Below are 15,389 nucleotides of genomic sequence, written 5' to 3'. Positions count from 1 at the left end.
CTTTCTTCAGGAAAGGCCGAGTTCGTTTTCGATGAAGTTGAAGATCTCGTCGTCGGACGCCGAATCGAGGCCGGCCGTCGCGATGTCGCCCGCCGGGTCCTGGGCGTGGCCCAGCTTCGACAGGAGGTCCTGGAGGCGGCCCGCGAGCCGCGTCCTGGCCGTCTCGTCCGCGGCCACCCTGGCCAGGTCCTGCTCCAGGCGGTCGAGTTCGGGGAAGGCGAGCGGGACGGCCGCGGGCTCGGCCGGGGCGACCGACTCCGCGAGGTGTTCCGCTATCGCGGCCGTCGTCGGATAGTCGAAGAGCAGGGTGGCGGGCAGCCGCAGCCCGGTGGCGGTGTTGAGGCGGTTGCGCAGCTCGACCGCGGTGAGCGAGTCGAAGCCCAGCTCCAGCAGCCCCCGGTCGACGTCGACCGCCTCCTTGCCGGTGAACCCGAGCACGGTCGTCACCTGGGTCCTGACCAGGTCGAGCAGCAGCCGGTGCCGCTCGGCCTCCGGCAGCCCCGCGAGCCGCGGCAGCAGCCCGTCGGCCGCGTCGGCGGCGCCGCCACGGGCCGCGGCGCGCCTGGCCGCCGCCCTGACGGGCGCCTTGACCAGGCCGCGGAGCAGCGGCGGTACGGGCCCGGGGCCACCGGCCTGGGCCGCCGCGTCCAGCCGCATCGGCAGCACCACCGGAGCGTCCAGCGCCCGCGCCGCGTCGAACAGCGCGGCGCCCTCGGCGGAGGAGAACGCGACGATGCCGCCGCGCGCCAGCCGCGAGAGGTCCGCCTCGCCCAGTTTCCCGGTCATCTCGCTGCGCTGCTCCCACAGGCCCCACGCCATCGACTGGACGGGGAAGCCGTCGGCGCGGCAGCGGGTGGCGTAGGCGTCGAGGAACGCGTTGGCCGCCGCGTAGTTGGCCTGGCCCATGCCGCCGAACGTGCCCGCGATGGAGGAGAACAGCACCAGGGCCGAGAGTCCCAGGCCGCGGGTCAGCTCGTGCAGGTTGACCGCCGCGTCCACCTTGGGGCGCAGCACCCGGTCGACCCGTTCGGAGGTCAGCGAGCCGACGACGCCGTCGTCCAGGACGCCCGCGGTGTGGACTACCGCGGTGAGCGGGTGCGCCGGGTCGATGCCGGCCAGGAGCGCGGCCAGGGCCTCGCGGTCGGCGGCGTCGCAGGCGGCGAGCGTGACGTCGGCGCCGAGCTCGGTGAGCTGCTCGCACAGCTCCTTGGCGCCCTCGGCCTCCGCGCCCCGGCGGCTGGTCAGCAGCAGGTGGCGCACTCCGCACTCGGCGACCAGATGGCGCGCCATCACCCCGCCGATGGCGCCGGTCGCACCGGTCACCAGCACCGTGCCGGTGCCCCAGTCGGGGGCCTGCCGCTCGGCGGGATCGGGGCGCGCGGGCAGGAGGGCCAGCCTGGCGGCCCGTACGGAGCCGTCGCGCAGCGCCAGTTGGGGCTCGTCACCGGCGAGGGCGCGCAGCAGGGCGGGCAGTACGTCGAGCGCGGGCAGGGCGCCGACGGATCCGTCCGTGCCGATGTCGGCCAGGACGAACCGGTCCGGGTTCTCGGACTGCGCGGAGCGGACCAGCCCCCAGACGGCGGCGTGTGCAGGATCGCCCACCCGGTCGTCGGGGCCCGCCGCGACGGCGCCGCGCGTGAGGAAGACCATCCGCGACGCGGCGAACCGCTCGTCGGCCAGCCACCCCTGGACCAGCCCCAGCACCCGGTCCAGCGCCGTGCGCACCGACGCGGTGAACTCTTCAGACCCTACTGACTCTTCGGACTCTTCCATCTCTTCGGTCAGCGGCGGGCAGGTCACGAGTACGACGTCCGGCACCGCCGCCAGGTCGGCGGCGTCCGCCAGGGCCCCCAGGTCGCGGTAGGCCCGCAGCTTCTCCCCCGCCACCACGCCCAGGCCGTCCTCACCGAGCAGCGCCCAGCCCGTGAAGGAGGCGGACGGCCGCGCGTCGGCGTCCGCTTCGAGCTCGGCCCAGTCCAGTACGTACAGGGAGTCGTCCGTCACGGAAGCGCCCAGCCGCTCGGGCCGCGCGCGCAGGACGAGCGAGTCGACGGACGCCACCGGGCGGCCGATCGGGTCCGACAGGGTCAGCGACACCGCGTCCGGGCCGAGGGGCGTCAGCCGTACCCGCACCTCGTCGGCTCCCGCGCCGTGCAGCGTGACGCCCGTCCAGGAGAACGGCAGCTTCCCGCCGCCGAGTTGCAGCGCGGGGCTGAGGGCGATGGTGTGCAGCGCGGCATCGAGGAGGGCGGGGTGCAGCCCGTACGCACCGGCGGTGCTCTGCTGCTCGTCGGGCAGCCGGATCTCGGCGTACACCGTGTCGCCGTCGGCCCAGGCGCGGCGCAGGCCTTGGAAGGCGGGGCCGTAGCCGAATCCGCCTTCGGCGAAGCGCTCGTAGAGGTCGCCGACCTCGACGGGTTCGGCGCCAGCTGGGGGCCATGCGCTCAGGTCGGGCTCGGGGGTCGCGTCCTCCCCGATGCCCAGGGCGCCGCTGGCGTGGCGGGTCCAGGGCTGGTCGGGGTGGGTGTTCTCGGGGCGGGAGTGGACGCTGATGGTGCGGGTGCCGTTGGTCTGCGGTGGCTCCACGGTGATCTGGAGGGCGACGGCGCCGCGTTCGGGGAGGATCAGGGGTGCTTCGAGGGTGAGTTCTTCGACGTGGTCGCAGCCTGTGTGGTCGGCGGCTTGCATGGCCAGTTCGAGGAAGGCGGTGCCGGGGAAGAGGACGGTGCCGGAGACGGCGTGGTCGGTGAGCCAGGGGTGCGACTGGGTGGAGAGTCGGCCGGTGAGGACGAGGGTGTCGGTTTCGGCGAGGGGGAGGGCGGCGCCCAGGAGTGGGTGACTGGCGGTGGTGAGTCCGGCGGAGGTGACGTCGCCGGTGGTGGTGGGTGCGTCGAGCCAGTAGCGGTCGTACTGGAAGGGGTAGGTGGGGAGGTCGACGCGGTGGGCGTGGTGGCCTGTGAAGAAGGTGGTCCAGTCGATGTCCAGGCCGGTGGTGTGGATGTGGGCGAGGGCTGTGACGGCTGCTTCTTCGTCGGGCTTGTTCTTGCGGAGTACGGGGATGAATTCGGCGTTGTGGAGGGTGGTTTGGCCGAGGGCGGTGAGGACTCCGGCGGGGCCGAGTTCGATGAAGCGGGTGACGCTGTTTGCTTCGAGGGTGGTGAGGCCGTGGTGGAAGCGGACGGCTTCGCGGACGTGGTGGACCCAGTAGTCGGGGGTGCTGATCAGCTCGGGTGGGGCGATGTCACCGGTGACGTTGGAGATCAGTGCTGTGCGGGGCTCGTTGAAGGTGAGTCCTTGGGCTATCTGCCGGAACTCTTCGAGCATGGGGTCCATGAGTGGAGAGTGGAAGGCGTGGCTGACCTTCAGCCGTGTCGACTTCCAGCCGCCTGCGGTCACGGCTTCCAGTACGGCGTCTTCGTCGCCTGAGAGGACGGTGGCGTTGGGGCCGTTGAGGGCCGCGATCGAGACCTTCTCGTTCAGGAAGGGTCGTACGTCGTCTTCGGAGGCGACCACGGAGATCATTGCTCCGCCGGTGGGCAGTGCCTGCATCAGGCGGCCGCGTGCGGCGACGAGGGTGCAGGCGTCTTCGAGGGACCAGAGGTCGGCGATGTACGCGGCGGTGAGTTCGCCCACTGAGTGTCCGGCCAGGTAGTCCGCCCGTACGCCCCAGGACTCGACGAGCCTGTGCAGCGCGACTTCGATCGCGAACAGGGCCACCTGTGCGTACCCGGTGCCTTGCAGCACTTCGCCGGAGTCCTCGGCGAAGACCAGTTCCCGCAGCGGACGGTCGAGATGCCCGTCCAGGACCGCGCACACCTCGTCGAAGGCGGACGCGAACACCGGGAAGGCTTCGTACAACTCGCGGCCCATGCCTGCGCGTTGTGCGCCCTGCCCGGTGAACAGGAACGCCGTCCGGCCGGACACAGTACGCGTCCCGTCCTCCTCGGCCAGCGCCCGCAGCCCGCTCAGAAGCTCTTCGCGGTCCCGGCCGGTCACCGCCGCCCTGTACTCGAAGGCCGTACGGCTCGTTGCGAGGGAGAAACCCACGTCCGCCGGGGACAGCTCCGGTGCCGCCGCGACGTACTCGGCCAGTTGCTCCGCCTGTGCCCGCAGTGCCGCCGGGGTCTTGCCCGACAGTACCCACGGCACCACCGATGCCACGGGATCCGTGTTCGGCGCCTCCTGTGACACCAGCTCCGGTGCCTGTTCCAGGATCAGGTGGACGTTCGTACCGCTGACGCCGAAGGCCGACACTCCTGCCCGGCGCGGGGCGCCCGTTTCCGGCCAGGGGCGGGACTCGGTCAGCAGCTCGACCGCGCCCGCCGACCAGTCGATCTTTTCGGAACGCTCGTCGGCGTGAAGGGTTCGGGGCAGTACGCCCTCGCCTATCGCCATGACCATCTTGATCACACCGGCCACGCCGGATGCGGCCTGGGTGTGGCCGATGTTGGACTTCAGTGCACCCAGCCACAACGGGCGCTCACCGGAACGCTGTTGGCCGTACGTGGCCAGCAGCGCGCCCGCCTCGATCGGGTCGCCGAGCGGGGTGCCGGTGCCGTGCGCCTCCACCGCGTCCACGTCCGCGGGCGAGAGCCCGGCGGAGGCGAGCGCCGTCCGGATGACGCGCTGCTGCGCGGGTCCGTTGGGGGCGGTCAGGCCGTTGCTCGCGCCGTCCTGGTTGACGGCGGAGCCGCGGACCACGGCGAGCACCCGGTGGCCGTTGCGTCGCGCGTCAGACAGCCGCTCCAGCAGCACCATTCCGGCGCCCTCGGCCCATCCGGCGCCGTCCGCCTGCTCGGAGAACGCCTTGCAACGGCCGTCGGGAGCCATGGCCCGCTGTCGGCTGAACTCGATGAAGCTGTCCATGGTGGACATCACGACCACACCGCCGGCCAGCGCCATCGAGCACTCGCCCCGGCGCAGCGACTGCGCGGCCAGGTGCAGGGCGAGCAGCGAGGACGAGCAGGCCGTGTCCACGGTCAGCGAGGGGCCCTGCAAGCCGAAGGTGTAGGAGATGCGGCCGGAGGCGACGCTGCTGGCGCTGCCCGTCGCGAGGTAGCCCTCGAACTCTTCGGGAGCCTGCTGGAAGCGGGAGCCGTAGTCGTTGTAGCTGGCGCCGATGAACACGCCCGCGTCCGTACCCTTCATCGAAGCCGGGGTGATTCCGGCCCGTTCGAAGGATTCCCAGGACGTTTCGAGGAGCAGCCGGTGCTGCGGGTCGATGGCCAGGGCCTCGCGCGGCGAGATGCCGAAGAACGTCGGGTCGAAGTGGTCGGCGTCGTAGAGGAATCCGCCGCCGCGTGCGTAGAAGGTGCCCGGCTTGTCGGGGTCGGGGTCGTAGCGGCCCTCGACGTCCCAGCCCCGGTCGGTGGGGAAGCCGGAGACCGCGTCCACGCCCTCGTCGATCAGCTTCCACAGTGCCTCGGGGCTGGTCACGCCTCCGGGGAGGCGGCAGCTCATCGCGATGATCGCGATCGGGTCGTCGTCCACGGGCGCCGCTGACGACGCGGGCGAGGGCGCGGCGGGTGCGGTGCCGATCAGTTCGGCGCGCAGGTGCCGGGCCAGTGCGGTCACCGACGGATAGTCGAAGACCAGGGTGACCGGTAGTCGCATGCCGGTCGCGGCGCTCAGCCGGTTGCGCAGGTCGACGGCGGTCAGCGAGTCGAAGCCCAGCTCGCGGAACGCGCGGCCCGGCTCGACGGACTCCGCTCCCGCGTAGCCGAGTACGGTGGCGACCTGGGCGCTGACCAGGTCGACCAGCGCCTGCTCGGCCTCGCTCTCCGAGAGGCCCGCCAACTGCTGGGCCAGCGCCGACTCGTTGCCGCCCGCGCCGGTCGCGGTGCCGGTTCCGGCGGTGGCGCCGAGGACGGAACGCACCTCGGGCAGCTCGGCGAAGACGGGCGCCGTGGGGCCCGTGGGCGAGGACGCCGTCAGCCGCTCCCAGTCGACGTCGGCCACGGCCACGAACGCGTCGTCCAGGTCGAGGGCCTGCTGGAGCGCGGCGATCGCCGCGTCGGGCGCCATCGCGGGCATGCCGTTCGCGCGCAGCCGCGCCTCGGTCGCCTCGTCGACCAGGCCGCCGCCCGCCCAGGGGCCCCAGGCGACGGACGTCGCGGCCAGGCCGTCGGCGCGGCGCCGCTGCGCCAGGGCGTCCAGGAAGGTGTTCGCCGCCGCGTAACTGCCCTGGCCGGGCCCGCCCAGCGTGCCCGCGAACGAGGAGAACAGCACGAAGGCGGTCAGGTCCCGGTCCCGGGTCAGCTCGTGCAGGTTCAGCGCGGCGCCCGCCTTGGGGCGCAGCACGGTGCGGGCGCGGTCCGCGGTGACGGTGTCGATGACGCCGTCGTCCAGGACACCGGCCGTGTGGAAGACCGACCGTACGGGGGAGTCGGCGGCGTCCAGGCGGTCGAGCAGCGCGGCCAGTTCGTCGCGGTCGGCGACGTCGCAGGCGGCGATGGTGACGCGGGCGCCGAGTCCGGTGAGTTCGGCCTCCAGCTCCCGCGCGCCGGGGGCCTCGGGGCCGCTGCGGCTGACGAGTACGAGGTGCTCGGCGCCGCCCCTGGCCAGCCACCGGGCGACGTGACGGCCGAGGCCGCCGGTGCCGCCGGTGATCAGCACGGTGCCCTGGGGCTGCCATCCGGTGCGCCCGGAGCCGGTGCGCTCGGAGCCGTTGGGCGTGGCGCTGTTGGGCGTGGTGCTGTTCGGGGTGGTGCTGACCGGGGTGGCGCGGACGAGTCGGCGGCCGAAGGTCGCGAGGGGGCGTACCGCCACCTCGTTCTCCGCGCCGTGCCCGCCCGCCAGCACCGAGGCCACCCGCGCCGCGGAGGCGGGGTCGAGGTCGGCGGGCAGGTCGAGCGTGCCGCCCCAGCGCTGCGGGTACTCCAGCGCGGCGATCCGGCCCAGGCCCCAGACCATGGACTGGACCGGGTGCGCGACGGCTTCCTGCTTGCCGGTCGCGACGGCGCCCCGGGTGGCGAGCCAGAGGGGGGCGTCGATGCCGGCGTCGCCCAGCGCCTGGACGAGCGCGAAGGTGAGGCCGAGCCCGGCGGGCAGGTCGGGGCAGTCCGGGTGGGTGCCTTCGGCCAGGGCAAGGAGGGAAAGGACTCCGGCGGGGGCGGTGCCGTCGAGGGCTTCGCGCAGGTGCGCGGCGAGGGCTTCCCGGTCGGTGGCCTCGACCTCCACGGTCAGGAGGTTCATGCCTTGTGTGCGCAGGGCGTCGATGACGTGGTGGGCTTCGGCGGTGCCCGCGGGGATGACGGCGGTCCACTGGCCTGTGGGGACGGCCGTGGCGGGATCGGCCAGCGCCTTCCAGGTGACGCGGTAGCGCCAGGAGTCGGTGAGGGCTTGTTCGCGGCTGCGGCGGCGCCAGGATGCGAGGGAGGGGAGGAGGGACTCCAGGGAGTCGGGGCCTTCCAGGCCGAGGGCGGTGACCAGCGACTCCAGGTCCTCGCGCTCCACGGCCTCCCAGAACGCGGCCTCCACCGGATCCGCGCCCACTGCGGCCGTTGCTCTGGATTCCGACTCCAGCCAGTAGCGGCGGCGGTCGAAGGCGTAGGTGGGGAGGTCGATCCGGTGTCGGTCGTGTGGGGTGATGAGTGTGAGCCAGTTGATGTGGAGTCCGCGTACGAAGAGTTCGGCGGCGGAGGTGAGGAAGCGGGTGGGGCCGCCTTCGTTGCGGCGGAGTGTGCCGCCGACGATGGCTTCGGTGTCTGTGGTGTCGAGGGTTTCCTGGAGGGCCATGGTCAGGACGGGGTGCGGGCTCATCTCGATGAACGCGGTGAAGCCGTCGTTGGCCAGGAGGCGGGTGACCGGCTCCAGTTGGACGGTCTGGCGCAGGTTGGTGTACCAGTACTCGGCGTCCAGGAGCGCGGTGTCCACCGGCGCGCCCGTCACCGTCGAGTAGAACGGCACGTCCGTCGAACGCGGCGCGATCGGAGCCAGTACGTCCAGCAGTTCTTCGCGGATGCGCTCGACGTGGAAGGAGTGTGAGGCGTAGTCGACGGGGATGATCTTCGCGCGGATGCCGTCCGCCTCGCAGGAGGTCAGGAGTTCGCGGAGGGCTTGGGGTTCACCGGCTACGACGGTGGAGGTGGGGCCGTTGACGGCGGCGAGTGAGATGCGTTCGCCCCAGGGCTTCATGCGTTCGGTGAGCTGGTCCTGGGGCAGGGACACGGACATCATGCCGCCGTCGCCGGACAGGGCCCGTATCGCCTGGCTGCGCAGGGCGACGACCCGCGCCGCGTCCTCCAGGGACAGCGCGCCCGCCACGCAGGCGGCGGCGATCTCGCCCTGGGAGTGGCCGACTACGGCGTCGGGGGTTACGTCGATTGATGCCCATAGGGCGGAGAGCGAGACCATGACGGCGAAGAGGGCGGGCTGGACGACGTCGACGCGTTCCAGCGACGGCGCACCTTCCGCTTCGCGCAGCACGTCCGTCAGCGACCAGTCCGTGAACGGGGCCAGGGCCCGCTCGCACTCGGCGATGCGCTGTGCGAACACGGGTGAAGAGTTGAGGAGTTCGACGGCCATGCCGGCCCATTGGGAGCCCTGGCCGGGGAAGACGAAGACCCGGCCGCCGACCGTTCCCGCGACTCCGCTGATCACACCGTCCTCAGGCGTACCGCCCGCCAGCGCGGCGAGACCCGTGGCCGTGTCTCCGGCCAGGACCACCCCGCGGTGCTCGAACAACGCCCGCGACGACAGCAGCGAGAAGCCGACCTCCCCCAGGCCCGTACCGTGCCCCGCGCGCTCTCGGTCCGCCAGCAGCGTGCCCAGACGCTCCGCCTGACCCCGCAGGGATCCGGCACTGCGCCCCGACACCACCAGCGGCACCACGCCCGCGCCCACGATCGGCGCCAGGCCCTCACCGCTCCGCCCGGTCTCACCGTTCCCCCCGGGCTCCCCAGGCTTCCCGTGCTCCCCAGGCTTCCCGGTCCTCGCGGTGGCCTGCTCCTCCTGCGGGGCCTGTTCCAGGACGATGTGGGCGTTGGTGCCGCTGACGCCGAAGGAGGACACCCCGGCCCGCCGGGGTTCCTCGCCGTGCGGCCACGGCCGCGCCTCGGTCAGCAGCCGTACCCGCCCGGCCGCCCAGTCGATCTTCGTGGAAGGCTCGTCGGCGTGCAGGGTGCGCGGCAGGACGCCCTGCCGCATCGCCATCACCATCTTGATCACGCCCGCCACGCCCGAAGCCGCCTGGGCGTGCCCGATGTTGGACTTGACCGAGCCCAGCCACAGCGGCCGGTCCTCGGTCCGCCCCTGGCCGTAGGTCGCCAGCAGGGCGCCCGCCTCGATCGGGTCGCCCAGTGACGTGCCCGTGCCGTGCGCCTCCACCGCGTCGACCTGCTCGGGCTTCAGCCGGGCGTTGGCCAGCGCCGCGCGGATCACCCGCTGCTGCGCGGGGCCGTTCGGCGCGCTGAGCCCGTTGCTGGCGCCGTCCTGGTTGATCGCACTGCCCCGTACGACCGCGAGCACCGGATGCCCGGCCCGCCGCGCGTCCGACAGCCGCTCCAGGAGCAGCACGCCCACGCCCTCTCCCAGGCCCATGCCGTCGGCGCCCTCGCCGAACGCCTTGCAGCGGCCGTCCCGCGCCAGGCCGCGCTGGCGGCTGAAGCCCACCAGGCCGAGCGGGTCCGCCATGATCGCCGTACCGCCGACCACGGCCATCGTGCAGTCGCCCTGGCGCAGCGACTGCACGGCGAGGTGCAGGGCGACCAGCGACGACGAGCACGCGGTGTCGACCGTGACGGCCGGGCCCTCCAGGCCGAGCGTGTAGGAGACGCGGCCGGAGATGACGCTGGTCGACATGCCGGTGACCAGGTGGCCCTGCGTGCCGTCGGGGACGTTCTGGTAGTCGATGCCCCAGCCCTGGTAGGCCGCGCCGACGAAGAGGCCGACCTTGTCGCCGTGCAGGCCCGACGGGTCGACGCCCGCCCGCTCGAAGGCCTCCCAGGAGGTTTCGAGGAGCAGCCGCTGCTGCGGGTCCATGGCGGCGGCCTCGCGCGGCGAGATGCCGAAGAACGCCGGGTCGAAGCGGTCGGCGTCGTGCAGGAAGCCGCCCTCGGTCGCGTAGGTCGTCCCCTGCCGGTCGGGGTCGGGGTCGTAGAGGCCGTCCAGGTCCCAGCCCCGGTTGACCGGTAGCCCGGAGATGGAGTCCCGCTCCGCCGCGAGCAGCCGCCACAGCTCCTCGGGGGAGTCGACCCCCGGGTAGCGGCAGCTCATGGCGACGATGCCGATCGGCTCCCGGGAGGCCGCGGTGAGCTGCTGGTTGGTCCGCCGGAGCCGCTCGGTCTCCTTCAGGGACTCGCGCAGCGCTCCCACGAGTTTTTCATCGGCGCTAGTCATCTTGGGCTCCGTCTGGCTCTGTCGGGAGGTCATTTGTCGTACGCCATGCGGATCAGCCCGTCGACGTCCATGTCGTCGATGCCGTCCTCGGGGTCGTCGTGCGCGGGGGCCGGTTCGCCGTCGGGCGTCCGCGCCAGCCTGCGCAACTCTTCGAGCAGTCCGGACTCTTGGAGACGCGGCAGCGGAATGGCCGCGATCAGCTCCCTGACCTCGGCCTCCGCGGGGTCGGTCGGGGCCGTTGAACCCTGGTCGGGGAAGAGCGCGGCCTCGATGTGCTCGGCCAGCGCACGGGCCCGCGGATAGTCGAAGACCACCGTGACGGGCAGGCGCAGCCCGGTCGCGGCGCTCAGCCGGTTGCGCAGGTCGACGGCGCTCAGCGAGTCGAAGCCCAGCTCGCGGAAGGGCCGGGCCTCGTCGACGGCCGAAGGACCGGGGTAGCCGAGCACCGCGGCGATCTGCGCGCACACCAGCTCGGAGACGGCGGCCCGGCGCTTCTCCGGTGGCAGGCCGGTCAGCCGCGGGCGTACGGAGGAGTCGTCCGCGACCTCGGCGGGCGCGGCTTCGGCGGCCAGGATCCCGGCCACCTCGGGCACGCCGCCGAGCAGCGGGCTGGGCCGCGCCGAGGTGAAGACCGGCACGAACCGGTCCCAGTCGACGTCCGCGACGACCACCACGCCCTCGTCGTGGTCCATGACCCGCTGGAACGCCTCGATGGCCGACCTCGGCGCCATGAAGGGGATGCCCCGGCCGCGCAGTTGCTCCTCGGCGAGGTTGGCGGCCATGCCGCCGCCCTCCTCGGGGCTCCAGATGCCCCAGACGACGGAGGTGGCGGCACGGCCGCGGGCCCTGCGCCGCTCGGCGAGCCCGTCGAGGTACGCGTTGGCCGCCGCGTACGCGCCGTGTTCGCCGCTCCCCCACACCGCGGAGATCGAGGAGAACAGCACGAAGGCGTCCAGCTCGGTGCGGTCGAAGACCGCGTCCAGGTTGGCCGCGCCCACGATCTTCGCGTGGGCGGTGTCGGAGAACTCCTGGAGGCTGGTGTCCGCGAGCGGCACGAGCACGCCGGCGCCCGCGATGTGCATCACCGTGCGGATCCGCGAGCCGTCGGCCTCCACCTGCCGCACCAGCGCGGCCAGTTCGTCCCGGTCGGTCACGTCGCAGGCGGCGATGGTGACGCGGGCGCCGAGCGCGGTGAGTTCGGCCTCCAGCTCCCGCGCGCCGGGGGCTTCGGGGCCGCTGCGGCTGGTGAGCACCAGGTGCTCGGCGCCGCGCCCGGCCAGCCACCTGGCGGTCTGGCTGCCGATGCCGCCCGTGCCGCCGGTGAGCAGGACCGTGCCCCTGGGCGTCCAGGCCGGGACGGGGTCGGCGGCGGCCAGGGACGAGCGGACCAGCCTGCGGACGAGGATCCCGGTGCCGCGCACGGCGAGCTGGTCCTCGGCGTCGAGGCCGGTCAGCGCGGCGCACAGCAGCGCGGCGGCGCGGTGGTCCAAGGTCCCGGGCAGGTCGATCATGCCGCCCCAGCGCTGCGGGTGTTCGAGGGCGGCGACCCGCCCCAGCCCCCACACGGCGGCCTGGGCGGGGTCCACCGGCCGGTCGACGCCCGCGCTGCCCGCGGGGGCCGTGGTGACGGCGCCCCGGGTGGCGAGCCAGAGGGGGGCGTCGATGCCGGCGTCGCCCAGTGCCTGGATCAGGGTCAGGGTGAGGCCGAGCCCGGTCGGCAGGTCGGGGCAGCCGGGGTGGGCGCCTTCGGCCAGGCCGAGGAGGGAGACGACTCCGGCGGGAGTGGCGCCGTCGAGGGCTTCGCGCAGGTGCGCGGCGAGGGTCTCGCGCCCCGCGTCCGCCGCTTTGACCTCGACGGTCAGGAGGTTCATGCCTTGTGTGCGCAGGGCGTCGATGACGTGGTGGGCTTCGGTGGTGCCTGCGGGGATGACGGCGGTCCACTGGCCTGTGGGGACGGTCGTGGCTGGGTCGGTGAGGGGCTTCCAGGTGACGCGGTAGCGCCAGGAGTCGGTGAGGGCTTGTTCGCGGCTGCGGCGGCGCCAGGAGGCGAGGGAGGGGAGGAGGGACTCCAGGGAGTCGGGGCCTTCCAGGCCGAGGGCGGTGACCAGGGATTCCAGGTCCTCGCGCTCGACCGCCTGCCAGAACGCGGCCTCCACGGGGTCGGTGCCCGCCGCCGTGCCTGCGGTGGCCGGGGTCGGCTCCAGCCAGTAGCGGCGGCGGTCGAAGGCGTAGGTGGGGAGGTCGATCCGGTGTCGGTCGTGTGGGGTGATGAGTGTGAGCCAGTTGATGTGGAGTCCGCGTACGAAGAGTTCGGCGGCGGAGGTGAGGAAGCGGGTGGGGCCGCCTTCGTTGCGGCGGAGTGTGCCGCCGACGATGGCTTCGGTGTCTGTGGTGTCGAGGGTTTCCTGGAGGGCCATGGTCAGGACGGGGTGCGGGCTCATCTCGATGAACGCGGTGAAGCCGTCGTTGGCCAGGAGGCGGGTGACCGGCTCCAGTTGGACGGTCTGGCGCAGGTTGGTGTACCAGTACTCGGCGTTGAGGGTGGAGGTGTCGATGGGTTCGCCGGTGACCGTCGAGTAGAAGACCGTTTCGCAGGAGCGGGGCGTGATGGGTGCCAGCAGCTCCAGCAGTTCTTCGCGGATGCGTTCGACGTGGAAGGAGTGTGAGGCGTAGTCGACGGGGATGATCTTCGCGCGGATGCCGTCCGCCTCGCAGGAGGCGTGCAGCTCGCGCAGGGCTTGGGGTTCACCGGCTACGACGGTGGAGGTGGGGCCGTTGACGGCGGCGAGTGAGATGCGTTCGCCCCAGGGCTTCATGCGTTCGGTGAGCTGGTCCTGGGGCAGGGACACGGACATCATGCCGCCGTCGCCGGACAGGGCCCGTATCGCCTGGCTGCGCAGGGCGACGACCCGCGCCGCGTCCTCCAGGGACAGTGCTCCCGCCACGCAGGCGGCGGCGATTTCGCCCTGGGAGTGGCCGACTACGGCGTCGGGGGTTACGTCGATTGATGCCCATAGGGCGGAGAGCGAGACCATGACGGCGAAGAGGGCGGGCTGGACGACGTCGACGCGTTCCAGTGACGGTGCTCCTTCCGCTTCGCGCAGCACGTCGGTCAGGGTCCAGTCCGTGAACGGGGCCAGGGCTTGTTCGCACTCGGTGATGCGCTGTGCGAACACCGGGGAGGAGTCGAGGAGTTCGACGGCCATGCCTGCCCATTGCGAGCCCTGGCCGGGGAAGACGAAGACCCGGCCGCCGACCGTTCCCGCGATCCCGCTGATCACACCGTCCCCGGGTACGTCTGCGGCCAGCGCGGCGAGACCCGTGGCCGTGTCCCCGGCCAGGACCACGCCCCGGTGCTCGAACAACGCCCGCGACGACAGCAGCGAGAAGCCCACGTCCAGCGGCGACAACTCCCGCTCCGCCGCCACGTGTTCGGCCAGCCGCTCCGCCTGCGCGCGCAGCGCGGTCGCGGACCGTGCCGACACCACCCACGGCACCACCACGCCCGAGCCCAGCGGCGCGACGGCGGCCTCACCCTGATCGGCCCCGACCTGATCCGCTCCGATCTGATCCGCCCCATCGGCCCGGGTCTCCGCCGGGGTTTCTGCCGGGGTCTCCGCCGGGGCCTCCTCGATGATCGCGTGGGCGTTCGTGCCGCTCGCGCCGAAGGAGGAGACGCCCGCCCGCCGGGGCTCCTCGCCCCGCTGCCAGGGCCGTTCCTCCGTGAGGAGCCGTACGCCACCGGCTGCCCAGTCGATCTTCCGCGACGGCTGGTCGACGTGGAGGGTGCGCGGCAGGGCGCCCTGCCGCATCGCCATCACCATCTTGATCACGCCCGCCACGCCCGAAGCCGCCGCCGAGTGGCCGATGTTGGACTTCAGGGAGCCCAGCCACAGGGGCCGGTCATCGGACCTGTCCCTGCCGTACGTGGCGAGCAGTGCGCCCGCCTCGATGGGGTCGCCCAGCGTCGTGCCGGTGCCGTGCGCCTCCACCGCGTCGACCTGTTCGGGCTTCAGCCGGGCGTTGGCCAGCGCCGCGCGGATCACCCGCTGCTGCGCGGGCCCGTTCGGCGCGGTCAGGCCGTTGCTGGCACCGTCCTGGTTGATCGCACTGCCCCGTACGACCGCGAGCACCGGATGCCCGGCCCGCCGCGCGTCCGAGAGGCGTTCCAGGAGCAGTACGCCCACGCCCTCCGCCCACACGGTGCCGTCCGCCGTCTCGGAGAACGCCCGGCAGCGGGCCGTCGGGGACAGGGCGCGCTGGCGGCTGTACTCGATGTAGCCGGTGGGGGTGGCCGTCACCGTGGTCCCGCCGGTCAGCGCCATCGACGACTCGCCCTTGCGCAGCGACTGGCAGGCCAGGTGCAGGGCGACCAGCGACGACGAGCACGCGGTGTCGACCGTGAGGGCCGGGCCCTCCAGGCCGAGGGTGTACGCGACGCGGCCGGACAGGATCGCGCCGGACGCGCCCAGCGACATCTGCCCTTCGAGCCCTTCGGGCAGCTCGGAGACATTGGTGCCGTAGTCGAAGTCGGTGGCCCCGACGAACACCCCGGTCCGCGAGCCGCGCAGCGAGGCGGGGGCGACCCCGGCGCGCTCCAGGGTCTCCCAGGCGACTTCGAGGAGCAGCCGCTGCTGGGGGTTCATCGACAGCGCCTCGCGCGGCGATATGCCGAAGAACGGGGCGTCGAACCGGTCGACGTCGTCGAGGAACCCGCCCTCGCGAACGTAGGTCCTGCCCTTGCGGTCGGGGTCCGGGTCGTAGAGCGAGTCCAGGTCCCAGCCCCGGTCGGCGGGGAACGGCGCGACCGCGTCCCGGCCTCCGGCGACGAGGTCCCACAGGTCCTCGGGGGTCCGTACGCCGCCGGGGAAGCGGCAGCCCATCGCGACGACGGCGATCGGCTCGTGCTCCTTCTCCTGGAGCTCTTCCAGGCGCTGACGGGCCACGCGCAGGTTGGCGGTCGTCCGGTTGAGGTAGTCGCGAAGCTTCGCTTCGTTCTCCATCACTCGTCAGCTCCTCGAAGGCCGTGGGACGGGAGGCCGTGGGTGGGT

At 72.9% G+C, this 15,389-nt stretch carries 2 protein-coding genes; both read right to left on the bottom strand.

The genetic code is table 11. From position 1 onward, the window contains the following. Positions 1-6: 6 nt before the first annotated feature. Positions 7-10,338 (bottom strand): type I polyketide synthase, encoded by a 10,332-nt coding sequence (locus tag ACIBNE_RS13995; RefSeq protein ID WP_399271532.1) that lies wholly within the window; start codon positions 10,336-10,338, stop codon positions 7-9. 29 nt (positions 10,339-10,367) lie between these two features. Next, entirely contained in the window at positions 10,368-15,344 is a 4,977-nt protein-coding gene (locus tag ACIBNE_RS13990) for a type I polyketide synthase (RefSeq protein ID WP_399271533.1), read from the bottom strand. Positions 15,345-15,389: the final 45 nt, after the last annotated feature.

It is taken from the genome of Streptomyces sp. NPDC050504 (genome assembly GCF_044458065.1).
Classification (GTDB): Bacteria; Actinomycetota; Actinomycetes; order Streptomycetales; family Streptomycetaceae; genus Streptomyces.
This window is presented reverse-complemented; position numbering and strand designations above follow the sequence as displayed.

Bases quoted from the DNA above. Each gene is read 5' to 3' on its own strand.
- ACIBNE_RS13995 (WP_399271532.1), bottom strand. From the start codon at position 10,338: ATGACTAGCGCCGATGAAAAACTCGTGGGAGCGCTGCGCGAGTCCCTG.